At 74.4% G+C, this 26,022-nt stretch carries 24 protein-coding genes; 14 read left to right on the forward strand and 10 right to left on the reverse strand.

The window, feature by feature from the left end; translation table 11 throughout:
- The coding region (locus AB0K37_RS26035) for a BTAD domain-containing putative transcriptional regulator (RefSeq protein WP_363985387.1) at positions 1-2,920 on the reverse strand (2,920 nt) is incomplete at its 3' end.
- A gap of 81 nt (positions 2,921-3,001) precedes the next feature.
- Between AB0K37_RS26035 and AB0K37_RS26040 the strand changes: the two genes are divergently transcribed.
- Genes AB0K37_RS26040 through AB0K37_RS26050 form a run of 3 tightly spaced genes read left to right on the forward strand, consistent with a single transcriptional unit; the run spans position 3,002 to position 5,846 of the window.
- Positions 3,002-4,198, forward strand: coding sequence for an MFS transporter (locus tag AB0K37_RS26040; protein WP_363985389.1), 1,197 nt, complete (start codon positions 3,002-3,004; stop codon positions 4,196-4,198).
- A gap of 12 nt (positions 4,199-4,210) precedes the next feature.
- Positions 4,211-5,299, forward strand: coding sequence for an alkene reductase (locus AB0K37_RS26045; protein ID WP_363985391.1), 1,089 nt, complete (start codon positions 4,211-4,213; stop codon positions 5,297-5,299).
- 52 nt (positions 5,300-5,351) lie between these two features.
- Positions 5,352-5,846, forward strand: coding sequence for a pyridoxamine 5'-phosphate oxidase (locus AB0K37_RS26050; protein WP_363985393.1), 495 nt, complete (start codon positions 5,352-5,354; stop codon positions 5,844-5,846).
- Between the two features lie 8 nt (positions 5,847-5,854).
- Here the strand turns inward: AB0K37_RS26050 and AB0K37_RS26055 are convergent, their stop codons facing one another.
- Positions 5,855-6,454 (reverse strand): TetR/AcrR family transcriptional regulator, encoded by a 600-nt coding sequence (locus AB0K37_RS26055; RefSeq protein WP_363985395.1) that lies wholly within the window; start codon positions 6,452-6,454, stop codon positions 5,855-5,857.
- A gap of 96 nt (positions 6,455-6,550) precedes the next feature.
- On the opposite strand from AB0K37_RS26055, the gene AB0K37_RS26060 reads away from it, so the two are divergent.
- Both AB0K37_RS26060 and AB0K37_RS26065 read left to right on the forward strand, forming a co-directional pair.
- Positions 6,551-7,444 carry an NAD(P)-dependent oxidoreductase gene (locus AB0K37_RS26060; protein ID WP_363985397.1) on the forward strand — a complete coding sequence of 298 codons (894 nt, stop codon included), beginning with the start codon at positions 6,551-6,553 and terminating at the stop codon, positions 7,442-7,444.
- Positions 7,445-7,497: 53 nt separating this feature from the next.
- Positions 7,498-8,151, forward strand: a complete 654-nt coding sequence (locus AB0K37_RS26065; protein ID WP_363985399.1) for a maleylpyruvate isomerase N-terminal domain-containing protein — start codon at positions 7,498-7,500, stop codon at positions 8,149-8,151.
- A 28-nt stretch (positions 8,152-8,179) separates the two neighbouring features.
- Here AB0K37_RS26065 and AB0K37_RS26070 read toward each other — a convergent pair whose 3' ends face one another.
- Complete coding sequence (locus AB0K37_RS26070; RefSeq protein ID WP_363985400.1) at positions 8,180-8,725, reverse strand: cysteine dioxygenase family protein; 546 nt, start codon at positions 8,723-8,725, stop codon at positions 8,180-8,182.
- A gap of 107 nt (positions 8,726-8,832) precedes the next feature.
- On the opposite strand from AB0K37_RS26070, the gene AB0K37_RS26075 reads away from it, so the two are divergent.
- Together AB0K37_RS26075 and AB0K37_RS26080 are read left to right on the forward strand one after the other, a co-directional pair.
- Entirely contained in the window at positions 8,833-11,493 is a 2,661-nt protein-coding gene (locus AB0K37_RS26075) for a LuxR C-terminal-related transcriptional regulator (RefSeq protein WP_363985402.1), read from the forward strand.
- A gap of 104 nt (positions 11,494-11,597) precedes the next feature.
- Positions 11,598-12,128: a DinB family protein gene (locus tag AB0K37_RS26080; RefSeq protein WP_363985404.1), complete on the forward strand. Its 531-nt coding sequence runs from the start codon at positions 11,598-11,600 to the stop codon at positions 12,126-12,128.
- Between the two features lie 7 nt (positions 12,129-12,135).
- On the opposite strand, the gene AB0K37_RS26085 is transcribed toward AB0K37_RS26080, so the two are convergent.
- Positions 12,136-13,155: a TerC family protein gene (locus AB0K37_RS26085; protein ID WP_363985406.1), complete on the reverse strand. Its 1,020-nt coding sequence runs from the start codon at positions 13,153-13,155 to the stop codon at positions 12,136-12,138.
- An 817-nt stretch (positions 13,156-13,972) separates the two neighbouring features.
- Positions 13,973-14,335: a DsrE family protein gene (locus AB0K37_RS26090; RefSeq protein ID WP_345172894.1), complete on the reverse strand. Its 363-nt coding sequence runs from the start codon at positions 14,333-14,335 to the stop codon at positions 13,973-13,975.
- A 207-nt stretch (positions 14,336-14,542) separates the two neighbouring features.
- Between AB0K37_RS26090 and AB0K37_RS26095 the strand changes: the two genes are divergently transcribed.
- From AB0K37_RS26095 to AB0K37_RS26110, 4 genes are all read left to right on the forward strand, one after another.
- Positions 14,543-15,028, forward strand: coding sequence for an FABP family protein (locus AB0K37_RS26095; RefSeq protein WP_345172898.1), 486 nt, complete (start codon positions 14,543-14,545; stop codon positions 15,026-15,028).
- Between the two features lie 499 nt (positions 15,029-15,527).
- On the forward strand, positions 15,528-15,944 hold the full coding sequence (locus AB0K37_RS26100) for a transcriptional repressor (RefSeq protein WP_345172900.1): 417 nt from the start codon (positions 15,528-15,530) through the stop codon (positions 15,942-15,944).
- A 59-nt stretch (positions 15,945-16,003) separates the two neighbouring features.
- Positions 16,004-16,990, forward strand: a complete 987-nt coding sequence (locus tag AB0K37_RS26105; protein WP_363985409.1) for a folate-binding protein — start codon at positions 16,004-16,006, stop codon at positions 16,988-16,990.
- Between the two features lie 79 nt (positions 16,991-17,069).
- On the forward strand, positions 17,070-17,561 hold the full coding sequence (locus AB0K37_RS26110; protein WP_360354081.1) for a hypothetical protein: 492 nt from the start codon (positions 17,070-17,072) through the stop codon (positions 17,559-17,561).
- A gap of 25 nt (positions 17,562-17,586) precedes the next feature.
- On the opposite strand, the gene dtd is transcribed toward AB0K37_RS26110, so the two are convergent.
- Positions 17,587-18,012 (reverse strand): D-aminoacyl-tRNA deacylase, encoded by a 426-nt coding sequence (dtd, locus tag AB0K37_RS26115; protein WP_363985411.1) that lies wholly within the window; start codon positions 18,010-18,012, stop codon positions 17,587-17,589.
- Positions 18,013-18,031: 19 nt separating this feature from the next.
- Between dtd and AB0K37_RS26120 the strand changes: the two genes are divergently transcribed.
- Entirely contained in the window at positions 18,032-18,859 is an 828-nt protein-coding gene (locus AB0K37_RS26120) for a 3-keto-5-aminohexanoate cleavage protein (RefSeq protein ID WP_363985413.1), read from the forward strand.
- A 157-nt stretch (positions 18,860-19,016) separates the two neighbouring features.
- Positions 19,017-19,994, forward strand: coding sequence for an asparaginase (locus tag AB0K37_RS26125; protein ID WP_363985415.1), 978 nt, complete (start codon positions 19,017-19,019; stop codon positions 19,992-19,994).
- Here AB0K37_RS26125 and AB0K37_RS26130 read toward each other — a convergent pair.
- Positions 19,991-20,569: a TetR family transcriptional regulator gene (locus AB0K37_RS26130; RefSeq protein ID WP_363985417.1), complete on the reverse strand. Its 579-nt coding sequence runs from the start codon at positions 20,567-20,569 to the stop codon at positions 19,991-19,993. The two genes, AB0K37_RS26125 and AB0K37_RS26130, sit on opposite strands and share 4 nt — an antisense overlap.
- A 344-nt stretch (positions 20,570-20,913) precedes the next feature.
- Here AB0K37_RS26130 and AB0K37_RS26135 point away from each other — a divergent pair, with 344 nt between their 5' ends.
- The gene (locus tag AB0K37_RS26135) at positions 20,914-21,489 is read left to right on the forward strand and encodes a dihydrofolate reductase family protein (protein ID WP_363985419.1); all 576 of its coding nucleotides are present in this window, start codon (positions 20,914-20,916) and stop codon (positions 21,487-21,489) included.
- A 111-nt stretch (positions 21,490-21,600) separates the two neighbouring features.
- Here the strand turns inward: AB0K37_RS26135 and AB0K37_RS26140 are convergent, their stop codons facing one another.
- The 3 genes from AB0K37_RS26140 to AB0K37_RS26150 are packed head-to-tail and all read right to left on the reverse strand — an operon-like array spanning position 21,601 to position 25,927.
- Positions 21,601-24,858 carry a DUF4132 domain-containing protein gene (locus AB0K37_RS26140; RefSeq protein ID WP_363985421.1) on the reverse strand — a complete coding sequence of 1,086 codons (3,258 nt, stop codon included), beginning with the start codon at positions 24,856-24,858 and terminating at the stop codon, positions 21,601-21,603.
- Between the two features lie 54 nt (positions 24,859-24,912).
- Positions 24,913-25,314 (reverse strand): hypothetical protein, encoded by a 402-nt coding sequence (locus AB0K37_RS26145; protein ID WP_363985422.1) that lies wholly within the window; start codon positions 25,312-25,314, stop codon positions 24,913-24,915.
- 40 nt (positions 25,315-25,354) lie between these two features.
- Complete coding sequence (locus tag AB0K37_RS26150; protein WP_363985424.1) at positions 25,355-25,927, reverse strand: MFS transporter; 573 nt, start codon at positions 25,925-25,927, stop codon at positions 25,355-25,357.
- Between the last annotated feature and the right edge of the window lie 95 nt (positions 25,928-26,022).

The raw sequence follows: 26,022 nt of genomic DNA on the forward strand, positions 1-26,022 counted from the left end.
TGATCTCCTCCGCCGAGCCGGGCGCCGCCGTCCGCGACGCCGCCGTGATCGAGCACATCACCCGCAACAACGGCCGCCGCATCCAGAACCTGGAGACGAGCGCCTCCGCGGCGTCCCCGCGCAGCTCGGCGGTGAAGCCGAGCTCCGCGTGCAGCAGATGCTCCCCGATCTCGGACGAGTCGTACTCGTCCCGGATGCGGTGCAGGATCTCCCGCGCCGTGTCGAGATCCCCCGAGCGGCGCGCCCCGAGGGCGAGGCCCATCAGCGCGTGCGTCTCGCTGAACCGGTAGCCCTGCTCGACGGCCATCGACCGCGCCCGTTCATGCAGGTCGCGTGCCCGGTCCCAGTCGCGCGCGAGCAGCGCCAGGCGGCCGAGACCCGACAGCCGCGCGGACACCTCCGCGCGCAGGTCCAGCTCCTCGGCGATCCGCAGCCCCTCGCGCTGGAGCCGCTCCGCCGCCGCGTAGTCGCCGTTGATCTCGGCGAGCATCGCGAGCGGCGACACCGGCTGCAACCGCCCCCAGCGGTCGCCCAGCTCGGCGAACAGGGCGGCGGAGCGCCCGCCCGCGTCCGCGATCACGTCGAGGCGGCCGCGGACGAGCGCGAGCGTCGCGCGCAGGCCGAGCGCGGCGGCGGTGCCCCACCGGTCGCCGGCCTCCTGGAACAGGCGCAGCGCGTGCTCGTTGACGCGCTCGCTCGCGTCCGGGAGACCAGCGTGGTACAGCCCGTGCGCGTAGAGCCAGAGGGCGCGGCCACGGCGCACCGGGTCCGGGATGCCGTCCCCGCCCTGGGCGCCGCGGGCCGTCCGGTCCCCGGTCAGCAGCGCGAACGCGGCCCGCAACAGGCGCAACTCGGTGGCCTCCGGCGCCGCGTCCAGTACCGCCGACAGCGTGCGGTGGGCCTCGTGCAGGCGCCCGCGCAACAGCCACCACCAGCACAGCGCCGTGCCGAGACGCACCGCCTCCGCCGCGCCTGGACGCCGCCGCGCCTCCTCCAGCGCGGCGCGCAGGTTCGCCGAGTCGGCGTCGAGACGGTCGAGCCAGGCCCGCTGCTCCGGCCCGCGAAGGTGCGGTTCGGCGCGTTCGGCGAGGCCGAGGTAGTGGCTCAGGTGCCGGTCGCGGGCGCCGTCGAGATCGCCCGCCTCGCGCAGCCGCTCCATCGCGTACGCGGCCACGGACTCCAGGAGGCGGTAGCGGGGACCGCGCGGCCCCTCCACCACCACTACCAGGGACCGGTCGACCAGCCGGGTGAGCAGGTCGAGGACGTCCCCGCCGCGGACATCGCCGCCCGCGCAGACGGCCTCCGCCGCGTCCAGGTCGCAGCCGTCCACGTGCACGGCGAGCCTGCGCAGCACGGCGCGCTCGGACGGGCCGAGCGGCTCCCAGCTCCAGTCGATCATTCCCCGCAGCGTCCGCTGCCGGGCCGGCGCGCCGCGCGGCCCGGTGGTGAGGACGCCGAACCGGTCGGTGAGGCGTCGTGCCAGCTCCCGCACGCCGAGGGCACGGACGCGGGTCGCCGCCAGCTCCAGCGCGAGGGGAATGCCGTCGAGGCGGCGGCAGATCTCCGCGACGGCCGCCCGGTCGGCGTCGAGGGAGAAGCCGGGAGCGGACGCCGCGGCGCGGTCGGCGAACAGCCGCACGGCGTCGTCCTCCTGGAGCGGCTCGACCAGGTACACCGTCTCGCCCGTCAGGCCGAGGGGCTCGCGGCCGGTGGCGAGGATCCGCAGGCCCGCCGCGCGGCGCAGCAGCAGCTCCGCCAGTTCGGCGGCCGGGTCGACCACCCGCTCGCAGTCGTCGAGGACGAGCAGCAGCCGCCGGCTGCGCAGCGCCGCCGCCAGCCGTTCCACGCTTCCGCCGCCGCTGCCGGACGTTCCGGCCGCCGGGACACCCGGCGGCACGTCGTCGCGGAGCCCGAGCACGGCCGAGATCTCCTGCGCCAGCCCTGCGGCGTCCCCGCGCTGGCCGGCGAGTTCGACGAGCCAGACGCCGTCCGGGAAGGCGTCCCCGGCGAGGCGTGCGGCGGCTTCGAGCGCGAGCCGCGTCTTGCCGACGCCGCCGGGGCCGGTCAGCGTCACCAGGCGCGCCGTGCCGAGGAGCCGCGCGACGTCGTCCAGGCAGCGGTCCCGGCCGACCAGTCCGGTGAGGGGGACGGGCAGGTTCGACCGCGCCTCCGGTTCCGGCGGGGCGAGTGACGCGTCCTGCCGCAGGATCGCCTCGTGCAGCGCGGCCAGTTCGGGGCTCGGATCGAGGCCGAGCTCGTCCGCCAGCGACTTCCGCAACTCGGCGTAGGCGGCGAGCGCCTCGCCCTGCCGTCCCGCGCGGTACAGGGCGCGCATCTGCACCGACCGCAACCGCTCCCGCAGCGGGTGGCGGGCCACCAGGCCGGCGAGCTCCCCGGCGAGCAGGAGGTGCTCGCCCGCGTCGAGACGCGCCTCGGCCTGCTCCTCCAGGACGGCCAGGCGCTGGTCGGCCAGGCGGTCCGCCGCCGCGCGCGCGAACTCCTCGTCCGCGAAGTCGGCGAACGCGGCGCCGCGCCACAGGCCCAGCGCCTCGGTCAGCAGCGCGGCGCGCTCCGCCGGAGCGTCCAGCGTGCGGGCCCGCGCCGCCAGCGCGCGGAACCGGTCGGCGTCCACCTCGTCGCCGGGCCCGTCGAGGCGGAGCCGGTACCCGTGCGCCTCGCGGACCACGCGGTCGCGGCCGAGGACGCGCCGCAGCTGGGAGACCTTGGCCTGGAGCGCGTTCGCCGGGTTGCCGGGCAGGTCGTCGCCCCACAGGTCGTGGACGAGGCGGTCGGCGGAGACGGGCCGCCCCTCATGGACCAGCAGGCAGGCGAGCAGCGCCCGGACCTTCGCCTCCGGAATCCGGACGGGCGCCCCATCGCCGTCCCGCACCATGAGCGGACCGAGCACGCCAAACCGCATGCCAGCACGCTACTCGGCGGCGCCCGCCGACCGTCAGCGGACCGTCAGCGCATCCGAAGCGCCGCCCGGCACAGTCGCAGCATGCGAACCGCGGAGAGAACGACCGCTCCGGACGAGACGTCCGCCGGGAGCCTGCCCCTGCCGGCGCTGCTGGCGCTGGCGACGGCGGTCTTCGTCACGAGCCTGACCGAGACGCTGCCCGCCGGGCTGCTGCCCGCGATGAGCGCGAGCCTGCACGCGAGCGAGTCCGCCACCGGGCAGACCGTGACGATCTATGCGATCGGGACGGCGCTGACCGCCGTCCCGCTGACCGCGGCCACCGCCGGATGGCGCCGCCGCCGGCTCCTGCTGACGACCGTCGCGGGGTTCGCCGCCGCCAACACCGTCACGGCGCTGTCGACCCACTACGCGCTGACCATGGCGGCCCGGTTCGCGGCCGGGGTCGCGGCCGGTCTCGCCTGGGCGCTGCTGGCCGGATACGCCCGCCGCCTGGTGCCCTCCCACCTGGAGGGACGTGCGATCGCCGTCGCGATGGCGGGAATCCCGGTCGCGCTCTCCCTCGGCGTCCCCGCCGGGACGTTCCTCGGCGCGGCGCTGGGCTGGCAGGCGGCGTTCCTGACCATGACCGGGCTGACCGTCGTCCTGCTCGGCTGGATCACCGTGTCCGTCCCGGACTTCCCCGGCCGCCGCGCGGGGGAGCGGACGGGCGGCGGGAGCGTCCTGCGCGTCCCGGGGGTGGCGGCCGTGCTGTTCGTGACGCTCGTGTTCGTCCTCGCCCACACGATCCTCTACACCTACATCGCCGCGATCCTCGACGGGCTCGGCATGGGCTCGTCCACCGACCTCGTCCTGCTGGCCTTCGGGGCGGCGTCCCTGGCCGGCATCTGGGTGGTCGGCGCGCACATCCACCGCCGCCTGCGCGCCCTCATGGTCGCCGGGACGCTGCTGGTCGCCGCTGCGGCCGCCGTCCTCGCGCTGTGGGCGGACGCCCCCGCCCTCGTCTACGCCGCCGTGGTGCTGTGGGGCCTCGGCTGGGGCGGCGCGCCCACCCTGCTCCAGACCGCCGCGGGAGACGCGGGCGGAGACGCCGCCGACGCGGCGCAGGCCATGCTCGTCACCCTCTGGAACGTCGCCATGGCCGGCGGCGGGATCGCCGGTGGCGTCCTGCTGCACCTGGCCGGGTCGACCTCGCTCGCCTGGAGCACCCTCGCGCTCCTCGCGCCGGTCCTCGCGGTCGTCCTCGCCGCCCGGACCCACGGATTCCCCGCTCACCGCTGAAAGGACAAGGCAATGGAGACCGCACTCACCGAACCGGCCCGCCTCGGCGGACTCGTCCTCCCGAACCGCCTGGTGATGGCTCCGATGACCCGCAACCGCGCGGACGCCGCCGGCGTCCCGACCGACCTCATGGCGACCTACTACGCGCAGCGCGCCACCGCCGGACTGATCATCGCCGAGGCCGCCACGCCGAACGCCGTCGGCCAGACGTACCCGAACATCCCCGCGATCCACGCGCCCGCGCACGTGGCCGGGTGGCGGCGCGTCACCGGCGCCGTCCACGACGCGGGCGGACGGATGTTCCTCCAGCTCCAGCACGGCGGACGGGTCGGGCACCCCGACAACAGCGGCCTGCACCCGGTGGCGCCGTCCCCCGTCCCGCTCCCGGACACGATCCACACGCCGTCCGGGCCGCGGCCCGCCGTCGTCCCCCGGGAGATGACCGCCGCCGACATCCGCTCCACCGTCGACGACTTCGCGGCCGCCGCCCGCAACGCCGTCGACGCGGGCTTCGCCGGGGTGGAGGTGCACTCCGCGAACGGCTACCTGCTGCACCAGTTCCTGTCCCGCGCCACCAACCGCCGCACCGACGCCTACGGCGGCCCGGCCGAGGCGCGCATCCGCCTCACGGCCGAGGTGACCCGCGCCGTCGCCGACGCCATCGGCCCCGACCGCGTCGGCGTGCGGATCTCCCCCGGAGTCACCGCCAACGCCATGCACGAGGACGACCAGGACGACGTCTACCCGGCCCTCGTCCGGGCTCTGGCGGAGATCTCCCCGGCCTACCTGCACGTCGTCTACGCCGACCCCGGCAGCGCCCTCTTCCGCACCGTCCGCCGCATGTGGCCGGGAACGCTGATCGCCAACCCGAAGCTGCCCGGCGTCACCACCGAGCACGTCGCGCGGGAGTCCGCCCGCCTCGTCGCCGCGGGCGCCGACCTCATCGCGCTCGGCCGCCCCTTCCTGGCGAACCCCGACCTCGTCGAGCGCCTCCGCCTCGGCGCGCCGCTGAACCCCGTCCAGGATCGGCACCTCATGTACACGGGCGCCGCGACCGGCTACACCGACTACCCGACGATGGATCTCGCCGCGCGGCGATGAGTTCCCGGGCCGTCCGCGGTCATCTCCTCCGACCGCTACGAAGGAGATGACCATGGACCTCCCCCAGGGCGACGTGCGCCTGCTCGAAACCGACGTCGCGCAGCGCCTGCTCCACTCCACGATCCCGGCCCGGCTCGCCTACACGGCCGTCGACGGGACGCCCCGCATCATGTCGTCCTGGTTCACCTGGACCGGCGAGGAGCTGGTGATGGCGACCTACGTCCACTGCCCGCCGATGGGCATCCTGCGCCCGGCCGCCCGCATCCGCGCGCTCCGCGAGCGTCCCGACGTCGCCGTCAGCATCGACACCGACGGGCAGCCGCCGGAGGTCCTCCTGCTGCGCGGCCGCGTCTCGATCACCGAGGTGGACGGCATGGTGCCCGAGCAGGCGCGGGCGGCCCGCCGGTTCCTGGGCGAGGAGGGCGGCGCGGGCTACGTGGCCGGCGCCGACCACCCCGAGACCCGCATGGCCCGGATCGCCCTCCGCCCCGCCTGGGTCGGCGTGATCGACTTCCGGACCCGCCTCCCCGGCGTCATGGCGGGCTGAGGCGCGGGTCAGGCGGGGCCCTCGGCGGCGCAGGAGTCGAGGTAGGGGGCCAGTTCCCTGGCGACGGTGCGGAGGGGGCGGACGCTCTGCTCGGCCCTGGCCAGGAGGATGGCCCCTTCCAGCGAGCTGACCATCAGGGTCGCCAGCGCGGTCGCCCTGCGGGGCGGGACGCCCATGGCGGTCAGCTCGCGGGCGATCGGCCGCCGCCAGGCGGCGAACGCGGCGGCCGCGGCGGTCCGGGTGGACGCCGCGGAGTCCGCGCAGTCGACCGTGGCGGCGGCGACGGGGCAGCCGCGGTCGAAGCCCGCCGTCTCGAACTCGTCGGTCCACTGGCGGACCATCGCCGCGAAGAGCCGGCCGGGCGTGGGGCGCGACATGGCGGCCATGAAACGGCTGATCCGGTCGCTCGCATAGCGTCCGGCCCACTCGACCGCCTCGTTGACCAGCTGCTCCTTGCCGCCGGGGAAGTAGTGCTGCAGCGAGCCGCGCGGCGCCCCGGCGTGCTCGGCGACCTCGCGCAGGCCGGTCGCGGTGACGCCGTCGCGGCGGATGAGCTGCGCCGCGCTGAAGACCATCCGCTCCCGCGGGCCCCTCTCGCCGGTCGCCACCATCGCCTCCTCCGGGAAAATTTCGCAGGCTATTGCCCTATTTACCTGGGCCATTATCATGACCACTGTCATAACTCGCAAGCTCTGGAGGCGATGGTGGACAGCGACGTCGGTTTCCTCGGCCTCGGCGTCATGGGGCGGCCCATGGCGCTCAACCTCGTCCGGGCGGGCACCGGCCTCGTCGTCTGGAACCGGACCACCGCCAAGAGCGAGCCGCTGCGCGCGGCGGGCGCGTCGGTCGCCGAAGGCCCCGCGGACGTCCTCCGCCGCACGCGCGTGGTGTTCCTCATGCTGGCCGACGGCCCCGCCATCGACTCGGCTCTGGGACGCGGCACCCCCGGCTTCGCCGCGAACGTCCGGGGACGGGTCCTCGTCCACATGGGGACCACGTCGCCGGACTACTCGCGCGGCCTCGAAGCCGACGTCCGGGCCGCCGGCGGACGGTACGTCGAGGCGCCCGTGTCCGGCTCGCGGGGCCCGGCCGAGGCGGGCGAGCTCATCGCGATGCTGGCCGGCGAGCCGTCCGCCGTCGAGACCGTCCGTCCCCTGGTCGGCCCCATGTGCGGCGAGGTGTTCGTCTGCGGACCGGTTCCGCAGGCCCTCCAGATGAAGCTCGCCGTCAACCTGTACCTGATCACCATGGTCACCGGGCTGGCGGAGGCGTTCCACTTCGCCGAGCGGCACGGCCTGGACGGACGGCGGCTGCTGGAGGTGCTCGACGCCGGCCCGATGGCCAGCACCGTGTCGCGCGCCAAGTCCCGCAAGCTGCTCGACCGCGACTTCTCCGTCCAGGCGTCCATCGTGAACGTCCTGGACAACAACCGCCTCATCGCGGAAGCCGCCCGCGCCGCACGGCTCGCCTCGCCCCTGCTTGACGTCTGCCACGCCCTCTACGGCGAGACCGTCGCGCTGGGGCACGGCGAGGCCGACATGGCCGCGGTCGTGCGCGCTCTGGAGGCCCGGACGGCCGCACCGGCGACCGCCGTCTAGGACGGTCCGAACTCGCTTGTCCGCCGTCGCCGCGCGGCATTACCGTGCCGGAGGTGGACCACTTCTCGCGCTCGTGGACGGCACTGCTCGCGGCGGTCGCCGGCCTCCCGGACGAGGACTTCGCGCGCCCGTCCGGCTGCGCCGGCTGGCTCGTGCGGGACCTCGTGTGCCACCTGGTCATCGACGCCCAGGACGTCCTGATCACCCTGGTCACCCCCGCCGACGCCGAACCGACCGTGGACGCCGCCACCTACTGGAAGCTCGTCGAGCCCCCGACGGGCGACGACCCGCTCGACGCGCTCATCCCGCGGCTGGCCGCCGCCTACGGGGAGCCACGGCTGCTCAGGTTCCACCTCGACGACGTCGGCTCGGCCGCGGGCCGGGCGGCGGGGCTCGCCGATCCCGCCGCGCGCGTCGGCACGCAGGACGAGGTCCTGACGGTCGGCGACTACCTGTCCGCGTACGTGATGGAGTGGACGCTGCACCACCTCGACCTGATCGCGCACCTGCCGGAGGGGCCCGAGCCGCCCGCCGAGACCCTCGCGGCGGCCCGCGCGCTGCTGGAGCGGATCGCCGGCCGCCCCTTCCCGGCCGCGTTCTCCGACCGGGACGCGCTGCTGGTCGGCACCGGACGCCGGGCGCCGACCGCCGCGGAGAAGGCCGAGCTGGGCGATCTCGCCGCGCGGGTCCCCTTCGTCCTCGGCTGAGCGCGGCCCCGGCCGGGCAGGGCGCGGCTCAGTCCCGGACCGGCAGGTCGTAGAAGCGGCGGACGCTGGAGCCGACGCGGTCGAGGTCCGTCCCGTAGATGTGCAGGGAGACGGCGGTGGTGTCGCCGAGGTTGCGGACGCGGTGGATGTCGCCGGGCGGCGCGAAGCCGCTGACCTCGCCCGCCGGGTTCGGGTTCGCGCCCGCCTCGATCAGGGCGGTGCCGTCGGCGGAGAGGGTGTAGAGGTCCTCGTGCTCGGCCCCGGCCAGGACGCCGAACACGCACCAGGCGACGTGGTCGTGGACGCGGGTCACCGCGCCGGGCTGCCACACGATGGCCGTCATGGAGAACGAGCCGTCCGGCTCCACGTGCAGCCGGTGGCCGCCGGAGGTGCCGGGCTCGCCGGTGAGCTGGTCGGGACGGAGCAGGTCACCGGGGGGCGGAAGGTGCGCGCGCAGCGCGCCGGCGACGCGGTCGGCGGTGTCCTGCCAGTCGGCGCCGCGGGCGATCGCCGCGCGCACGGCGGCGGTCAGGACGTCCAGGTCGGTGGGGGTTCGCGCGGTTAGGGTGGTCATGCCGTCCTCCTCGTACCGGGTCGCCTCCAGCCTCGGCGCCGGGGACGTCCGCCGTCATCCGTGGCGCCCGCAGAGCACCACGGATGCCGCCACGGAAAGGGGTCGCGGTGGAGCACGTGTCCGAGCGCGAGGCGGAGGTCCTCGCCGCCCTGGGCGCGCGGATGTCCAACGCGCAGATCGCCCGCCGCCTGCACATCTCGGTGCGGACGGTCGAGAGCCACGTGTCGTCGCTGCTGCGCAAGTACGGCGTCCCGGACCGGTGGGCGCTGGCGGAGCTGGCCGGCTCCGGGGTGCGGGACCTCGGCCGCGTCGCGGGCCTCCCGGTCTCCGGCACGACGTTCGTGGGACGGGACGCCGAGCGCGCCGCGCTTCTGGCCGCGCTGGAGGAGGCCCGGCTGGTGACTCTGCTCGGGCCGGGCGGCGTGGGCAAGACCCGGCTGGCGGCGGTGGTCGCCGGGGACGCCGCCGCGCTGTTCCCGTCGGGCGGCGCGTTCGTGGACCTCGTCCCGGTGCGCGCCGGGTTCGCGGCCAGGGCCGTCGCGACCGCGCTCGGGGTGACGGAGGGCTCGCACCAGCCGCTGGAGGAGGCGGTCGCCGCGCGCCTCGGAACCGGGCGGTCGCTGCTCGTCCTGGACAACTGCGAGCACCTGGCCGACGAGGCCGCCGCGCTCGCCGGGCGCGTCCTCGCCGCCTGCCCGGGCACCCGCGTGCTCGTGACGAGTCGCGAGCGGCTCGGCGTCCCGGGGGAGCGCTGCGTGCCGGTGGCGCCGCTGTCCCTGGGCTCGGACGCCGAGCGGCTGTTCCGGGACCGCGCGCTCGCCGCCGATCCGGGGTTCGCGGCCGAGCCCGAGGTGGTCGCGGAGCTGTGCGCCCGGCTGGACGGCATGCCGCTGGCGATCGAGCTGGCCGCGGCCCGGGCGGCGTCGCTCGGCGCGACGGGGCTGCTCGCGGCGCTGGAGGACGCGCTGCGGCTGCTCTCCGGCGGCCGGGGCGGGCCGGAGCGGCACCGGTCCCTCGGCGCGGTGCTGTCCTGGAGCCACGACCTGCTCGCGGACGAGGAGCGTGCGCTGTTCCGGCGGCTCGGGGTCTTCGCCGGGGCTTTCGACATCGACGCGGCCGCATCCGTGGGCGGGGACGGCGCGGGCGCGGACCGCGCGGGCGTCGCGGACCTGCTCGGCCGGCTCGTGGACAAGAGCCTCGTCGTCCACGTGCGCGGCCGGGTCGGCCGGTGGCGGCTGCTCGAGACGGTCCGGGCCTTCGCGCTCGCCCGGCTGGCCGACGCCGGCGAGGAGGACGGGACGCGGGCCCGCCACCTGCGGTGGGCGGCGGCAGCGGCGTCCGCCGCCGAGGGCCGCCTCGGCGACCCGGGGTGGCGGGACGACTTCGACGCCATGGCCGCGGACCTGCGGGCCGCGCTGGCCTCGTCCCCCCGCCCGGACGAGGCGACGTACCGGCTGGCGAGCGCGCTGGCGCACCTGACGTTCGCCCGCCGCAACCTGCTGGAGTCCTTCGCGCACCACCGGACCGCCGCCGCCCTCGCGCGGGACCCCGGCTCGGCCGCGCGGGAGCTGCGGGCCGGGGCCGGATGCGCGCACGTCAGCACCACGTCCAACCAGCACGTGTTCGACCTGCTGCTGGAGGCGGCCGAGCGGGCGCGCAGCGCCGGGGACGAGCGCGGCCGGGCGATCGACCTGGCGCGGGCGGTGGAGACGGCGTGCCGGTTCCCGGAGGCGTTCGAGGCCCGCGTGCCGCGCGAGCGGCTGAGCGGCCTGCTCGCCGAGGCGTCCGCGGCCGGGCGGGACGGCGACCCGGAGGTCGCCGCGCGCGTGGCCGTGGCGCGGGCGTGGCTGGCCGGGCCGGGCGAAGGCGTCCCGGACGCCGGGCTCGCGACGGCCGCCGTCGCCGCCGCGCGGGCGGCCGGTGACCCGGTGCTGACCAGCTCCGCGCTGTGCGCGGCGGGCACCGCGGCGCTGCGCGCCGGGCGGCTGCGGGAGGCGAACCGGATCACCCGGGAGCGGCTGCGCCTGCTGGCGTCCATGGACCGCGACGACCCGTACTGCGCGCCGGAGGTCTGCAACACCTACGGCCGCGCCTGCATCTACGCGATCATGGCCGGGGACCTGCGCGGCGGGATGGCCGCGGCGCGGGCCGGCATGGAGGACGACCTCCTGCGCGACACGCACATCACCGCGGGCCGCCTCGTCCAGCCGCTCGCGCTGACCGGGCGCTTCCGCGACGCGATCGGGCACGGCGAGCGGATGTGGGACCGGTGGGAGCGGGCCGGGAGGCCGGCGCCGCGCTGGATGCTGGCGTCGGTGTGCGCGACCGCCCTGGCGTGCGGGATGTCCGGGGACCGGGAACGGGCGGCGCTGTGGCGGGCCCGCGTCGCCCGCGCGGCCGACGGCCCGGCGGCGGCGGTGGCGTTCGTGGACGCCCGTCTCGCCCTGCACGACGGCTCCTTCGACGACGCCGAGCCGCTGGTCCGCGAGGCGTTCGCCGCCGGGACGCCGCTGGACCCGTACCTGGCGTACGCGCGGGCGGCGGGCGCGGAACTGGCCGTGGCCGCCGGTCTGCCGGGCGCGGCGGAGCTGCTGGCCGAGGCCGATCCGCTCGCCGAGGAGAACCGGTGGGCGGCGGCGTGCCTCGCCCGCGCCCGCGGCCGCCTCTCGGGCGACGCGGGCGGCCTCGCCCGAGCGGCCGAGAGCTGGGACGCCCTCGGCGCCGAAGCGGAACGGGACTGCACGCGAGAGCTCCTGGCGCGGCCATGACGCGGCCAAGGAAACTCCCCGTCCCGGCGATCGAGGCCAGGATCTGACCGCGTTGGTTCCTACCGTGGTCCCGCAGGCGAACGACACGACCGAAGGCGGGAACCATGAACGTTGACAACACGCGGGCCGTCACCGGGGAGCGCGCGGATCTGCTGGCGGCGCTCGCCAAGGCGCGGCACTTCCTGCGGTTCACCACGCGGGACCTCACGGACGAGCAGGCCGGGCAGCGGACCACGGCGAGCGAACTGACCCTCGGCGGGCTCGTCAAGCACGTCACCTCCACCGAGCGGGGCTGGGTGGACTTCATCCTCGAAGGCGCCGCCGCGATGGGCGACTTCACCCAGATGACCGAGGAGGACTGGAAGCGCCGCGCGGACGAGTTCAGGATGCTTCCCGGCGAGACGCTGGCCGGCGTCCTGGACGCCTACGAGGAGGTGGCCCGCCGGACCGACGAGCTGATCCCGACCCTCCCCGACCTGGACCTCCAGCGGGAACTGCCCAAGGCTCCGTGGAACACCGAGACGCACTGGTCGGTCCGCCGGGTGCTCCTGCACATCACGAACGAGACGGCCCAGCACGCGGGCCACGCCGACATCATCCGGGAGTCGCTCGACGGCGCCAAGAGCATGGGCTGAGACCCGGTCAGCGGGCGGCCGGCTCCTCTTCGCGCGGCTTCTTCTCCCGGCGCCCGCGCAGGGAGCCGGCCTTGGCCTTCTCCTCCGGATGGTGGTGGACGCGGACCAGGCTGGCGCCGGTGGTGAACAGCAGGATCACCAGGATCACGCCCAGGGAGAGCGGCGTCGGGATCTCGGGGACGGACTTCGAGACGTCCTGGTGCAGGAACTCCAGGATCAGCTTGCAGCCGATGAACGCGAGGATCACCGACAGGCCGATCGACAGGTAGACGAGGCGTTCGAGCAGGCCCTCGATCAGGAAGTAGAGGGCGCGCAGCCCGAGCAGGGCGAACGCGTTGGCGGTGAAGACGATGAACGGGTCGTCGGTGACGCCGAACACGGCCGGGATGGAGTCCAGCGCGAACAGCAGGTCCGTGCTGCCGATGGCGACGAAGACCAGCAGCAGCGGCGTCATCACGCGCTGGCCGTCCTCGCGGGCGAGCATCCGCCCGCCGTGGAAGTCCTGGCTCACCGGCAGGATCCTGCGCGCGCGGCGGACGAGGAAGGTGTCCTCCACGTCGGGTTCCTCGTCGCGGTGCCGGATGAGCTGGACCGCCGTCCAGATCAGGATCAGCCCGAAGATCAGGAACGTGAAGGAGAACAGGTTGATCGCGGCGGCGCCGACCGCGATGAGGATCACCCGCAGGACCAGCGCCGCGGCGATGCCGAACAGCAGCGTCTTCTGCTGGTACTCGGCGGGCACCGAGAACTTGGCCATGATGATCACGAAGACGAAGAGGTTGTCGACCGACAGGCTCTTCTCCACGACCCAGCCGGAGAAGTACTCGGTGCCCGCCGCCGGCCCGGCGAGCGCCCACACCGCGCCGCCGAACAGGACCGCGACGGCGATGTAGAAGACCGACCAGAACGTCGCCTCCCGGATGTGCACCACGTGCGGCCGCCGGACGGCGACGAGCAGGTCGAACACGAAGAGCGCGATGATCAGTGCGATCGTCGCGCCCCAGGCCCAGGCGGGTGTGTCGGCCATCCGGCGGCTCCAGTCTCGGGGGCGGGTCGGCAGTCCTATATCCGTTCTCGGGCCGTTCTACCGCCGCGGCCCCCTGCCCCCGCCGCGAGATCCGGCTCCGGCGCGGGCGGAAGCACTCAGGCGGGTCTGAGTATCCGCACCGATGCCGCCGGAGCCGCCGGGCGGCCATGCTCCGGTCATGGACACCTCTCCCTGGCGCCCGCCCGCTGTCGCGGCCAAGGCCGCCCTGGCCGCGCTGCTGGCGCTCGCCGTCGCCTTCCCCGAGTGGGACCGGTTCGCGGACAAGGCGATGGGCGTGCGGGTGGCCGCCTACCCCGCCGCCGTCATGATCGTCACCCTCGTCTGGGCGCTGCGCGGCCGGGGGCGGCCCTTCCCCTGGGACGTCGACCTCCTCGTCACCGCCCCCTTCGTGGTGGACGTCGCCGGGAACGCCGCCGACCTCTACGACACGGTCGGCTGGTTCGACGACGCCTGCCACTTCGGGAACTGGGCCCTGCTGAGCGCCGCCGCCGGTGTGGCGCTGCGCCGCTGGGCGGGCCTCGACGCCTGGACGCTGGCCCTGACCTGCACCGGCCTGGGTGCCGTCGCGGCCATCCTGTGGGAGTTCTTCGAGTACGGCGTCTTCATCCTCGACACCCCCGAGACCGTCACGATCTACCGCGACACCATCGGCGACCTCATGCTCGGCCTCACCGGGTCCGCCGTCGCGGGGCTCGCGCTCGGCCTCCGGAGCGCACGGCGGACCCGCCCCCGGGCGGCCGGCCGGGAGAGCACGCGCCCCGGCGTCCGCCCCGTGCCGGCGGACGTCCGCCTCGTGTCAGTACACGAGGGCCTGGACGTCGGGGAGGGTGATCTCTTCGACGAAGGTCGGGGCGCCGGCGATGCGGACGCCGGGCAGGACGTCGTCCGGGCCGATGCCGCGGCGGGCGGCGCACTGGGTGCAGAGCGTGACGCGGCCCGCGGCGAGGACGACGCCGAGAAGGTCGTCCAGGGAAGTGGCGTGGGGCAGTGAGAACTCGGCGGCCCGCCCCGGCAGCGCGAACCACGCCGACTCCCCGGTCAGCCACAGGGAGACCGGGACCCCGCTCGCCGCGGCGGCCGCCGCGACCGTGAACGCCTGGTTGCAGCGCTCGGGGGCGTCCGCGCCAGCCGTCACCTTGATGACCAGTGGTCTTGCCATGGGGGGCACTCTAGCCCGCTGTTCCGCGTAGCATCCTGCGATGTGGTCGGGTTGGTGAACGCGGGGATCCTCGTCGTCGTGCTGGGGCTGATGGCGGTCGCCGCCGTCCTCCTCGTGATCAAGTTGGGCCGGCTCAAGTAGACGGGGCGCCGGAGGGGACGGAGCGCGGGGCGCGGACGGCCGCCCGCGCCGCTACGCTCGGTGCCCATGGACGTTGAGCTGCACCCCGACCTTGAGCCGCTGAAGTTCCTCCTCGGCACCTGGGAAGGCGCCGGCGTGGGCGGCTATCCCACGATCGAGTCGTTCAACTTCGGCCAGGAGATCTCGTTCACGCACGTCGGGAAGCCCTTCCTGATCTACGCGAGCCGGACCTGGAAGATCGAGGAGGACGGCGCGCTCGGGCGTCCGCTGGGCATGGAGACGGGGTACTGGCGACCGCGTCCCGACCACCAGGTCGAGGTGACGCTGGCCCACCCGACGGGCATCGTCGAGATCTACGTGGGGAACGTGGCGTTCAACCGGGTGGAGCTGCACACGGACGTCGTCGCGCGGACGGAGTCGGCCAAGGAGGTCACCGGCGGCCACCGCCTCTACGGGCTGATCGGCGAGGACCTCGGCTGGGCGTACGACATGGCGGCGATGGGCCACCAGCTCCAGTCGCACCTGTCGGCCCAGCTGAAGAAGGTCTCCTGAACGCCGGAGGGGGCGGGCTCCGGGGGTGACCGCCCCCGGAGGCGCCCGCCCCCGGAAATGAACGATCCCCGGACCTTCCCGCCGGGTGGCGGGCGATGGACAGGACGGGTCCATCGGTCCGGGGACCGGGTAACTGCCTGGTATTCGCCGGTCACCGTCGCGACCGGCTACCTCTGCCCGTGGGCGGAGGATCCGAGGCGGAACGGCGACTAGCGGACAGCCACCTCGCGAGTCCTACAAGCAACCATTGGTTAGGACCACCTCCTTTCGCGCGTATCCCGAACGTATGCGACGCCCCCGCGGAGAGGCAAGCGGGTTTTCCGAGGGCTGAAACCGGACGTCCGGACCGGAGCCGCCGTCCGGATCCAGGGCCCGTCTCGACGTGGGCTCGGCCGCGCGCGCGAACGCGATGCCGCGTTCGCCCAGGGCCGGTCACGGAGCGAGCCGCAAGGCGAGCGAAGTGGGCCGGGACTTGGAAAGCACAGCCTAGACTCGGTGCATGGTCGAGTCGTGGCAGGAGGAGCTGCGGGCGAAGGGGTACCGGGTGACCCCGCAGCGGCAGCTGGTGCTCGAAGCGGTCACCGACCTGGAGCACGCGACCCCCGAGGAGATCTGCACCGAGGTGCAGCGCACCGCGCGCGGCGTGAACATCTCCACCGTGTACCGGACGCTCGAACTCCTGGAGGAGCTCGGGCTCGTCAAGCACGCCCACCTCGGGCACGGTCCGCCGAACTACCATCTCGCCGCCGAGGCCGAGCACATCCACCTCGTCTGCCGGGGCTGCCACACCGTGGAGGACGTCGACCCGCGCGCGGCGGCCGGCCTGGCCGAGGTCCTGGCGCGCGACTTCGGCTTCGAGACCGACGTCCACCACCTGACCGTCTACGGGCGCTGCAAGGACTGCCGCGAGGGGTAGCCGGGACGGGGGCGGCCGGGGCGGCATGGTCCGCCGGTCCGCGGCATAGTCTGGACGGCATGGAGAGCCCTCTGCTGCAGTCGCCCGGAGCCGTCGCCGCCGACGCGCCCGACCAGGAGGTCGCCGCGCACTACGGGGACCCCGCGCGGGAGCAACGCGCCCTGGAGGAGGGGACGGCGTTCGTCGACCGGAGCAACCGGGGCGTCGTCCGCGTCTCGGGGCCGGACCGGCTGAGCTGGCTGCACAGCCTGCTGAGCCAGCACCTGGACGGGCTGAAGCCGTCCGAGCCGACCGAGGCGCTGCTGCTCAGCCCGAACGGGCACATCGAGCACCACCTGTTCCTCGTCGACGACGGCGAGGCCGTGTGGGCCCACGTCGAGCCGGGGACGGCCCCGGCGCTGGTGGAGTTCCTCGACCGGATGCGGTTCATGCTGCGCGTCGAGGTCGCGGACGTGTCGGACGAGTTCATGGTGGTCACCGGGCCGGCCGGCCCCGGCGACGGCCGTCCCGCCTGGCCGGACGTCGCCGGGACGACGACGCGGATCGTCCCGCGGGGCGAGTTCCCGGCCGACCTCAGGCCGGCGGGAATGTGGGCGTACGAGGCGCTGCGCATCGCCGAGCACCGCCCCCGGTTCGGCCTCGACACCGACCACCGGACGATCCCGCACGAGGCCGGGTACGTGGAGACGGCCGTCCACCTGAACAAGGGCTGCTACCGGGGGCAGGAGACCGTCGCGCGCGTCCACAACCTCGGGCGCCCTCCGCGCCGCCTGGTGTTCCTGCACCTGGACGGGAGCGTCGACCGGCTGCCCGCGCACGGCGACCCGGTGGAGATCCCAGGCGGCCGGACGGTCGGGTTCGTCGGGTCGGCGGCCCGGCACCACGAGCTGGGGCCGGTCGCGCTGGCGCTGGTCAAGCGGAACGTCCCGGTGGACGCCGAGCTGCTCGCGGGCGGCGTCGCGGCGGCGCAGGAGGTCGTCGTGTCGCCGGAGACGGGCGCGAACGCGCAGATCGCTCTGCGCCGCCGCCCCGCGAAACACGGGTAGCAGCCCGCCCCTGGGACGAATATCGTCTGATAAGACGATTTCTGACCGCTCGGCGCCCGGGGAAGGTGGATTCCTACCGATGGTCCCGAACCTGGGGAAAGGGGAGCCGCCCGCGGCGCGGAGGGGAGGGACCCGGCGCCGCCCGCGCCGGGAGTCCGCTCTGACGTGGTGGACCCTGTTCGCGGCGATCGCCGGGATTGCGTGGTGGCAGCGGTCGTGGCGCCTCGCGCTGCTCGGCCTGCTGGCCTGGTGCCTGTACGAGTTCGTCCTCGTCCCCACCCTGTGCCGGGTGCTGACGCCGAAGGGCGCGGCCTGCACCGAGCGCACCCGGGGGCGGCTCTTCGCCTGCGGCCCGGCCCACCAGCGGCTCCGCAACGACGCGCTGTGGCGGCTCGCCGGGCTCCGCAACCCGTTCGAGCACGGCCCCGTCGGGGACGAGAGCGACACCGGGACCGTGGTGGTGTCCTCGGACGTGCGCGGCCGCCTCGTCCCGCAGGACCGCGCCCTCATCCTCCTCGCCGCCGGCGGGACCGTCGCGGCGCTGGTCGGCATGGTCTACGGGTTCCGCTGACCCGCGCGTGCGGCCGGCGGCGCGGTCAGACGTCCAGGATCAGCGTGATCGGCCCGTCGTTGACGAGCGCGACCTTCATGTCCGCGCCGAACTCCCCGGTCTCGGCCTTCGCGCCCAGCGCGCGCAGTTCCCGGACGACCGCGTCCACCAGGGGCTCGGCGACGGGACCGGGCGCGGCGGCCGTCCAGGACGGGCGGCGGCCCTTCCGCGCGTCCCCGTAGAGAGTGAATTGGCTCACGACGAGCAGCGGCGCGTTCACGTCGGAACACGACTTCTCGCCCTCCAGGATCCGAAGCCCCCACAGCTTGGACGCCAGTCTGCGGGCCTTTTCCGGGCCGTCGTCGTGCGTCACGCCGACGAGGACCAGCAGTCCCGGCCCCTCGATCGCGCCGACGACGCGCCCGTCCACGGACACGCTGGCCTGGCTCACCCTCTGGACTACAGCACGCATGACCATGCATTCTGCCGCCATGGGAGCAATGACGCTCATCACGGTGGCGCCCACGGGCGCGGAGTCCGCCAAGGCGGATGTCCCGGCCCTGCCCGTCACCCTGGATGAACTGGTCCGGACGGCCAAGGAGTGCGAGGCGGCCGGTGCGGCCGTGATCCACGTGCACATCCGCGACGACGACGCGCGGCCCACGCTCGACCCGTCCCGGCTGCGGGACACGGTGACGGCGCTGCGGGAGAGCACGGGCCTGATCGTCCAGTTGTCCACGGGCGGCGCGGTCACCGATCCGTACGAGGACCGGCTGCGCGTCCTGGACGCCGGACCCGACATGTGCTCGCTCACCTGCGGGACGGTCAACTTCGGCGACGACGTGTTCATGAACCCCTGGTCGTTCATGGTGGAGCTGTACAAGCGCACCCAGGAGCTCGAGGTCGTCCCCGAGTTCGAGCTGTTCGACCTCGGGCACATCACGTCGCTGCACCGCCTTCTGGACAAGCACGGGCTCCCTTACGGCGGGCACGTCCACTGCGACCTGGTGATGGGCGTCCCGGGCGGCATGCCGGGAGACGCCCGCACCCTGGTGGCAGCCGTCGAAGCCCTCCCGGAGGGCGCCACGTGGTCGGCCACCGGCATCGGCCGGACGTCCCTCCCGGTCATGTTCGCGGCCCTGTCGGCGGGCGGCCACCTGCGGGTCGGCATGGAGGACACGGTCACCTTCGCCAAGGGCCGCCCGGTCACGGCGAACGCCGAGCTGGTGGAGCGCGCGGCCCAGGCGGCCCGCCTGGCCCAGCGTCCCCCCATGCCGCCCGCCGAAGCCCGCGCTCTCCTCGCCACCAAGCCCCGCTGAACCGCGGAACCCCGGGGGCGGGTCAAGCCGGGATGGGGTAACCCGGCCGTTTTCGTGGTGCCGGGTGCCGCTTTCATGGGGTCTGCCGGGTACGTGACCTTCGAGGTCGCCGTTCCGGGGTGGGAGAGCGCCGGTGTCGTGGTGATGGAGGAGTGCGGTGGACGTCAATCCTGTGCTGGTCGAGGTGGAGCGCTCCGGGTTCGTGGAGTCCCGGCATCGGGGGGCGGCGATCGGGCTGTCCGCCGACGGGGGCGTCGCGTTCCGGGCGGGGGAGACCGGAGCGCCGATCTTTCCCCGGTCGGCGAACAAGCCGATGCAGGCGGTCGCGATGCTGCGCTCCGGCCTCGAACTCGGCGGCGAGCTGCTCGCGCTCGCGGCCGGCAGCCACTCGGGTGAGGACTTCCACGTCGAGGGTGTGGAGAAGGTCCTCGCGGGCGCCGGGCTGGGAGCCGGCGACCTGCGCTGCCCCGAGAGCTGGCCGCTCGACCCCGCGACGCAGCAGGAGGTCGCCCGGACGGGCGGGGGCCTCTCCCGGCTGCGCATGAACTGCTCCGGCAAGCACGCAGCGATGCTCGCCACGTGCGTCACGGCGGGCTGGCCCGCCGACTCCTACCTCGACCCCGGCCACCCGTTGCAGCAGGCCGTCCGGGAGGTCGTCGAAGAGCTGGCCGGCGAGCCCGCCACGGCGGTCGGCGTGGACGGGTGCGGGGCGCCGCTGTTCGCCGTGTCCATCGCGGGCGTCGCGCGGGCGTTCCGGGCGCTCGTCCTCGCCGAGCCCGGCACGCACGAGCGGCGCGTCGCCGACGCCATGCGGACGCACCCGCAGTGGACCTCCGGGACCCGGCGCGAGGAGCGGCAGCTGATGGACGCCGTCCCCGGGCTGCTCGTCAAGTGCGGCGCGGAAGGCGTGGACGCCTTCGCGTTCGCCGACGGGCGCGCCGGCGTCGTCAAGATCGACGACGGGGCGATGCGGGCGCGGACGCCCGTGACCGTCGCGCTGCTGCGCGCCCTCGGCGTCCACGACGGCGCGGACCGGGTCGCCCTGGACGAGCTGGCGACCGTCGAGGTGCGCGGCGGGGACCGCGTCGTCGGCGCCATCCGCCCCGCCCCGGGCGTCTTCGACCGCGCGGTCTAAGGCGCCTCCGGCAGTAGGCGGGCGACCATCTTCTCGATCAGGGCGCCTGTGTCGTAGGACGCGGTGATGGCGGGGGCGGTGAAGTCGTCCAGGAGCAGCCCGGCCATCGCGAAGTACAGCAGGCCCACGCCCGCCGCGTCGCCGGGCAGGCCCGCGTCCAGGTGGTAGCGGACGATCTCCTCGTGCTCGGCGGTGAGGAAGCCGCCGAGCTCGGCGTGCAGCTCCGGGCGCCGCGTCGCCTCCAGCCGCAGCTCCAGCATGGCCAGGTAGCCGGGCCGGTCGGCCCGCATGCGGTCGAGGAGCTGGCGCATCAGCTCGGTGACCAGGGCGTGCGTGGGCGCCTGCCGCATCGTCTCGGCCAGCGCGCCGGGGTCGGGGGTGAGCCGCTCGCGGGTGCGGTGCATGACCTGGGTCAGCAGGTCGGCGCGGTTGGCGAAGTAGTTCGTGGCGGTGCCGGTGGGGACGCCCGCCTCGGCGTCGATCGCGCGCAGCGTCAGGCCGCGCGACCCCTCGCGGGCCAGGACCTCGATCGCCGCGTCCAGCAGGGCGGCCCGACGGGCGGGGTTGCGTCGCACTGTGACCTCCATCACACCGGCTTGCAATCACTGCAAGTGCAGTACTAAGTTCAAACCACTTCATCCAGAGTACATCAATCCCAGTGCTGAGGAGATCGCATGCGCGTCCGGTCCACCACTCTCCCCATCCTCCGCCTGCCCTCGGCCGGCATCGCCCAGCCCGCCCGCACCGCTCAGCCGGGCCGCATCGCCCAGCCCGGTCGCGCGGGGCGTCCCACGCGGGACCGGCGTGTGTCGAAGCCCCGCTCCGTTCCGCGGCCGCGGCCGTCGCGCAAGCCCGGCTCCGTCCGCTGACCCGCCCTCCAGCCCGGCACCCGTACCCGACGCCTGAAAGCGAGCACCGCATGCGCAAGCTGGTCTACTACGTCGCCGCCACCCTGGACGGCTACATCGCCGGGCCTGAGGGGCAGTTCGACTTCTTCCCCTTCGAGGGCGAGCCCGCCGAGATGATCAAGGCGGAGTACCCGGAGACCCTGCCCGCCCACATCCGCGAACCGCTCGGCATAGCCGCCGCCCCGAACCGGCACTTCGACACGGTCGTCATGGGGCGCGGCACCTACGAGCCGGGCCTGGCGGTCGGGATCACCAGTCCGTACCCGCACCTGGAGCAGTACGTCGTCTCGACGACGCTCGACATCGAGGACCCCGCGGTGACCGCCGTCCCCGACGATCCGGCCGGCCTGGTCCGGAAGCTGAAGGAACGGGAGGGCCTCGACATCTGGCTCGCGGGCGGGGGGAAGCTCGCCGCCGCGCTGGTGGACGAGATCGACGCGCTGGTCATCAAGCGCCACCCGCTGGTGATCGGGACCGGGGTTCCCCTGTTCGACGGGCCCTTCTCCCTCGCGGCGTTCACCCCGGCCGCCACGCACGCCTTCGACTCCGGGCCCGTCGTCACCGTCTACACGCGCGCGATCGCATGAAACGGTCGACGCCCTGTTCCGATCACGCCGACGTCGCCGGGCATGCCGACGCCGACGCCGCCTCCCTCTGTCCGGCAGCTGATCGGCATGGGCATGCCCGCCCGCGCCGGTTCAGGGGGAGACGACGGCGGTGAGGTCGGCGAGCACTTCGGAGGCGGTCACCGCGTCCAGCTCGGCGAAGGTGTGAGGTGCGCCCTCGGACGCGCCGCGGGAGAAGTACTCGGGGGCGGGGTCGGCGCCGACCCAGACCGCCTCGATGGTCTGATCGCCGGACTCGCTGACGGCGCCCGCGTACAGTCCCGTGGCCAGTGTGACGACGACGTAGCGGTCGGCGCCGGCCGGGCGGACGAGGCACGAGATCCCGCCGTCGGAGTCCACGGGGCCGCGATACCAGCCGCGCCGCTCCAGCCGCAGCACGTTGCCGAACGGCACCGTCACCCCCTCGAACCGGGTCAGCCGGGCCGCCGCCCTCTCCTCACCGGTGAGCGCGTGCACCTCCCGTCCGAGCTGCGGGAACGGCTGCATGATCTCGTAGTCGGCGAACACCCGGGACCAGGCCGGCAGCGTCTCCGCGAGGTGCACCGGGTGCGCGACGGCGATGACGGCGTCGTCGGGCACCGTGACGGCGTCATCGTCGACGTCGGAGAGAGTGCGGTCTTCCGCGAGCCGGAACGCCGTCACGGTGTCGCCGTGCTCGGCGATCCACACCAGGCGCCGCGCGATGTGCCACACCAGTGGGTGTCCGGCGAAGAACTCGCGGAACTCCGGCAGCGGCCACCGGCGCCCCGTCGTCATCGACCGTTCGAGGCGCTGGAGCTGGAGTCCGGCGATGGCGCGGACGTCCTTCTTCAGCTCGGTGAAGCGCCGGTAGGCGGCGGGCGCCAGGGCGGCGTCGTCGCGCTGTCCCGGCTTGGGCAAGGACGGCCGGTGCTTGCCGGCCTCGTCGATGACGTAGGGCCGGAGCGCCTCGTCGAATCCGACGGTGAACCGGCGCGGGCCGTAATCGAGGACGAGTGTGCCGTGGGCGTCCAGGCCCAGGCCGGGGATGAGGCGGTCGCCGAGCTGCTCGGTCGTGAGGCCGCGCGCGGCGGCGATCTGCTCGACCTTCTCCTGCGCCCGCAGTTTCAGCGCCTTGAACTTCACCTTCTGGGAGATGCCATGGATCTCGCGCAGTGCGAGGTCGGACCCGATCGCGGCGAGCACGTCGAGTCCGCGCACCGCGTGGTGGTGGCCGCCCTCGCCCGGCCACGCCCGGACCGCCGGGACGAGTTCGCGGACGGTCGTGTCGTCCCCGAGCCAGGCCAGCGCGGCGAACTGCCAGACGTCCCGGGGTTCGGCGCCGTTCTCACGCCATTGCCGGAACAGCGCCCAGCCGAAGCGGGACAGCGAACTCTCGTCACACGCGTCCAGGACGCTTCCGAGGTCGGGATCGGGTTCGGTGGGCGTGGACATCGCCAGGAGCGTGAGCAGGTTCCGGACGGCGGGCACGGGCAGCGCGCGCTCCCGGCCCCGCAGCAGGACCTGCGGCAGCACCTCGGCGTTCACCGCCAGGTCCGCGGGTGGCTTCTTGCGGGGACGCGGCGCCTCGTCCGCCTCCGCGTCCAGGGCGGTCCTGATCGGCTCGACGGCCCGCTCGTCGTGCTCGCGCGCGAAGTCGAGGACGGCGTCCGCACCCTCCTGTTCGGCGACGAGGCGCAGGGCGTGCTCGGCGGCCTTGCGCGCCCTGCCGGCGCGGCCGACCGCGACCGGCACGAGGTAGGGAAGCGCGGCCCGTCCGTGCCGGGTGAACCATTCGGCCGCGGCCCCGCGCGCCGCCGTGCTCCGCTGGAGCCAGTCGGCCATCGCGTTCGCGACATCGCCGTCGAGGAAGGGCAGCAGCAGTTCGGCGCCGTTCGCGGGCCGGGCCCGCGCGTAACCGAGCGCGACCGGGAGGGCGTCGAGCCCGTACCGGGCGATGATGACGCGGAGCCATGAGTCCGGGTCGTAGGGGTTCCCTTTCCTGCCCAGCCCGCGCTCGTGGCGCCAGTCGGCCTGCCACTCGCCCAGGACGGGGCGGACGAGGTCTTCGGGCCCTGCCGCCAGGACCGCGCCCTGCCAGTAGAGCATCCGGCCCAGATCGGTCGTGGGGGACCGTGCCTCCTCGACTCGCCGCACCCAGGTCTCGGTGCGCTCGGCCGGAACGGGGACCCGCCCGAACGAGTGGTGGTTCGCATCGACGATCGTAACGATCTCGCTGTTCAGCCAGGCGTCGCGTTCGCCCGGCGCCCACGCCATCGCCCGCTCCCGCGAGACGGGCACGCCTTTGACGACGACCGGCTTGGGCTTCGGCTCCGTCCGCTCCCACCGCGGGGCGACCAGCGCGCGGGGCAGCTCGTCCGCCGCCGCGTCCGGAGTCCGGTCGTCGGCCGCCGATAGTTCCTCCACGACCGCGCGGCTCCCTGCGGGCAGGTCCGGGAGGGGCCGCCGCGCCAGTTCCGCATTGGCCCGCAGGTGGTCGGTCAGCAGGGCGCGTGCCGTGGCGTCCCCCGCCGACGAGGCCGCCGCCAGAACGCGAATCGCGCGGATCGGGAACCGGCGCATGGTGTCCCGGAGCGCCGCCATCATGTGAAGGTTGCCCGCGCGCTCCAGCATCTGCCGGAACGCCTCGTCGCCGGGCAACCGGCTCAGGACGTCCAGCAGGCCCTTGCGGCGCGGAGCGCTGTCGTGGAAGAGGTCGAAGGCCTCGGCCATGAAGGGGGCGATCGCAGGACCCACGCCGTCCGCCAGAGTGATGAGGTTCTCGACGTAATAGCAGTCGGAGACGGAGATCTGCGCTCCGGCGCCGAGGATTTCGAGATGCTCGGCCGAGCCCAGGGAACGAAGCAGCATCTCCCGCGGCACCGAATGCGCGGGCGCCGCGCAGCATTCGGCCACCCATTCGAGTTCGGTCGGGACGAGGTAGGCGGCGACCATCCGCCGTGCCGGCGTCGTGCGCAGCCCGTCGATGAGCGAGACGACGCGCCGGTACTCGGCGTCGCCGGTCTGCGCGATGAACGCGCGCAGGCGTTTGAGCGCTTCCTCCTGCCGCGACGGGTCCAGGTATGTTTTCTCGGCGCCGTGGACGGCCACGATCGTCGCCGCTTCCAGCGCGCTTCCCTTGCCGTCCAGGTGCTCGCGCACCACGGCGGTCAGCGCCGGGTCGGTCTCGGCGCGGCCGAGGACTTTCTCGATGGCGCCCGCGTACCGTGCGAGCAGTTCGTCCTCGCGGACGTCGGTCGATGCGAGTTTCGGTCCCGGATGCCCGCCGCGCCGCGGATGCAGATGCCGCATCCACGACCTCGGCATTTCGAGGGAGTCCTCGTCCTGAGCCACGGCGCTCGACTTGATCATGACGGGAGCGTAGTGAGGCCCGCCGACACCCGGCGGCGGACTGCCGGACGCCGGCTAGTGGTTCTCGGTGCTCTTGGACGCCTTGAGCGTGTCGAACTCCTCCTTGAAGATCGTCTGCTCGTAGAGGACGCCCTCGGGCCACGGCTTCTTCGGTTCCCGTCCGGGCTGGGGGTTGTCCTTGCGGAACTCTTCGGGCTGGCCCTGCTTGGCCGGCGGGTAGCTGTGCGAGAACATCCCCGGGGAGTAGGTGTAGTAGCCGCCCTGCTCCATGCCCCGCTGGTTCAGCTGGTTGTTCCTGCGCGACCAGTGCAGCTTCCTGGACGAGGCGGCGCGGGTCGCGTACAGCCACGTCAGCAGGGCTCCGACGATCGCGAACGGAATGATCCAGACGAAGTAGCGGGCCCCCGTCGGGGCCGTGTTCGCCAGCACGGGGTCGGCGACGATCGTGGCGAGCATGGCGGACCACCTCCCGAGGCGCGGATCGGCCCACGCCAGGTCAATTAGGGGTGTGTCCGCTGGCTCCCGTGTTAACCACCTCGGGCGCCGGGGAGGCGGGCGCGCCCACGGTGCGGAGCCGCCCGGCGGGCAGGCCCGGGACGGCCAGGGCGGCGCAGACGGCCAGCACGCCCAGCATCGGAACGGTCCATCCGCCGGTGGCGTCGTGCAGCGCGCCGAGGGCGAGCGGGCCCAGCGCCGCGATGACGTAGCCGACGCCCTGCGCCATCCCCGAGAGCTGGACCGCGACGTGGGCGTCGTGGGCGCGGAGCCCGATGAACGACAGCGCGGTCGCGAAGCCGAGGCCCTGGCCGAGGCCGAGGACCACCGCCCAGCCCCACACCGAGGCGATCGGCGCCCACGTCACCCCGAAGAAGCCCAGCGCGGTCAGCGCGACCGTGGCGACCACCAGGGGGCGCTGGTCGCGGGTCCGCCGGGCCAGGACCGGGACGGCCAGCGACCCGACCGCCTGGACCGCCGCCACCAGCGCCAGCACGGAGCCGGCGGCCGCCTCGTCCATCCCGCGGTCCTGGCAGAGCGTCGGCAGCCATCCGATCACCACGTAGGCCAGCATGCGGCGGCGTGCTGTGGGGCCTCGGGTACCTGGTGCTGGTGCTCGCCCATGTGACGCTGTACGCGCAGGACAACCCGAACATCCTGCGCGTCCTC

The organism is Actinomadura sp. NPDC049753 (genome assembly GCF_040674655.1).
Classification (GTDB): domain Bacteria; phylum Actinomycetota; class Actinomycetes; order Streptosporangiales; family Streptosporangiaceae; genus Spirillospora; species Spirillospora verrucosospora.

Excerpts from the sequence above, each read along its gene's own strand:
- AB0K37_RS26045 (WP_363985391.1), top strand. The coding sequence starts at position 4,211 with ATGGAGACCGCACTCACCGAACCGGCCCGCCTCGGCGGACTCGTCCTC.
- AB0K37_RS26140 (WP_363985421.1), bottom strand. The coding sequence starts at position 24,858 with ATGATCAAGTCGAGCGCCGTGGCTCAGGACGAGGACTCCCTCGAAATG.
- AB0K37_RS26070 (WP_363985400.1), bottom strand. The coding sequence starts at position 8,725 with ATGACCACCCTAACCGCGCGAACCCCCACCGACCTGGACGTCCTGACC.
- dtd (WP_363985411.1), bottom strand. The coding sequence starts at position 18,012 with ATGCGTGCTGTAGTCCAGAGGGTGAGCCAGGCCAGCGTGTCCGTGGAC.
- AB0K37_RS26120 (WP_363985413.1), top strand. The coding sequence starts at position 18,032 with ATGGGAGCAATGACGCTCATCACGGTGGCGCCCACGGGCGCGGAGTCC.
- AB0K37_RS26110 (WP_360354081.1), top strand. The coding sequence starts at position 17,070 with ATGGTCCCGAACCTGGGGAAAGGGGAGCCGCCCGCGGCGCGGAGGGGA.
- AB0K37_RS26085 (WP_363985406.1), bottom strand. The coding sequence starts at position 13,155 with ATGGCCGACACACCCGCCTGGGCCTGGGGCGCGACGATCGCACTGATC.
- AB0K37_RS26150 (WP_363985424.1), bottom strand. The coding sequence starts at position 25,927 with ATGCTGGCCTACGTGGTGATCGGATGGCTGCCGACGCTCTGCCAGGAC.
- AB0K37_RS26080 (WP_363985404.1), top strand. The coding sequence starts at position 11,598 with ATGAACGTTGACAACACGCGGGCCGTCACCGGGGAGCGCGCGGATCTG.
- AB0K37_RS26095 (WP_345172898.1), top strand. The coding sequence starts at position 14,543 with ATGGACGTTGAGCTGCACCCCGACCTTGAGCCGCTGAAGTTCCTCCTC.
- AB0K37_RS26145 (WP_363985422.1), bottom strand. The coding sequence starts at position 25,314 with ATGCTCGCCACGATCGTCGCCGACCCCGTGCTGGCGAACACGGCCCCG.
- AB0K37_RS26040 (WP_363985389.1), top strand. The coding sequence starts at position 3,002 with ATGCGAACCGCGGAGAGAACGACCGCTCCGGACGAGACGTCCGCCGGG.
- AB0K37_RS26090 (WP_345172894.1), bottom strand. The coding sequence starts at position 14,335 with ATGGCAAGACCACTGGTCATCAAGGTGACGGCTGGCGCGGACGCCCCC.
- AB0K37_RS26135 (WP_363985419.1), top strand. The coding sequence starts at position 20,914 with ATGCGCAAGCTGGTCTACTACGTCGCCGCCACCCTGGACGGCTACATC.
- AB0K37_RS26105 (WP_363985409.1), top strand. The coding sequence starts at position 16,004 with ATGGAGAGCCCTCTGCTGCAGTCGCCCGGAGCCGTCGCCGCCGACGCG.
- AB0K37_RS26100 (WP_345172900.1), top strand. The coding sequence starts at position 15,528 with ATGGTCGAGTCGTGGCAGGAGGAGCTGCGGGCGAAGGGGTACCGGGTG.
- AB0K37_RS26050 (WP_363985393.1), top strand. The coding sequence starts at position 5,352 with ATGGACCTCCCCCAGGGCGACGTGCGCCTGCTCGAAACCGACGTCGCG.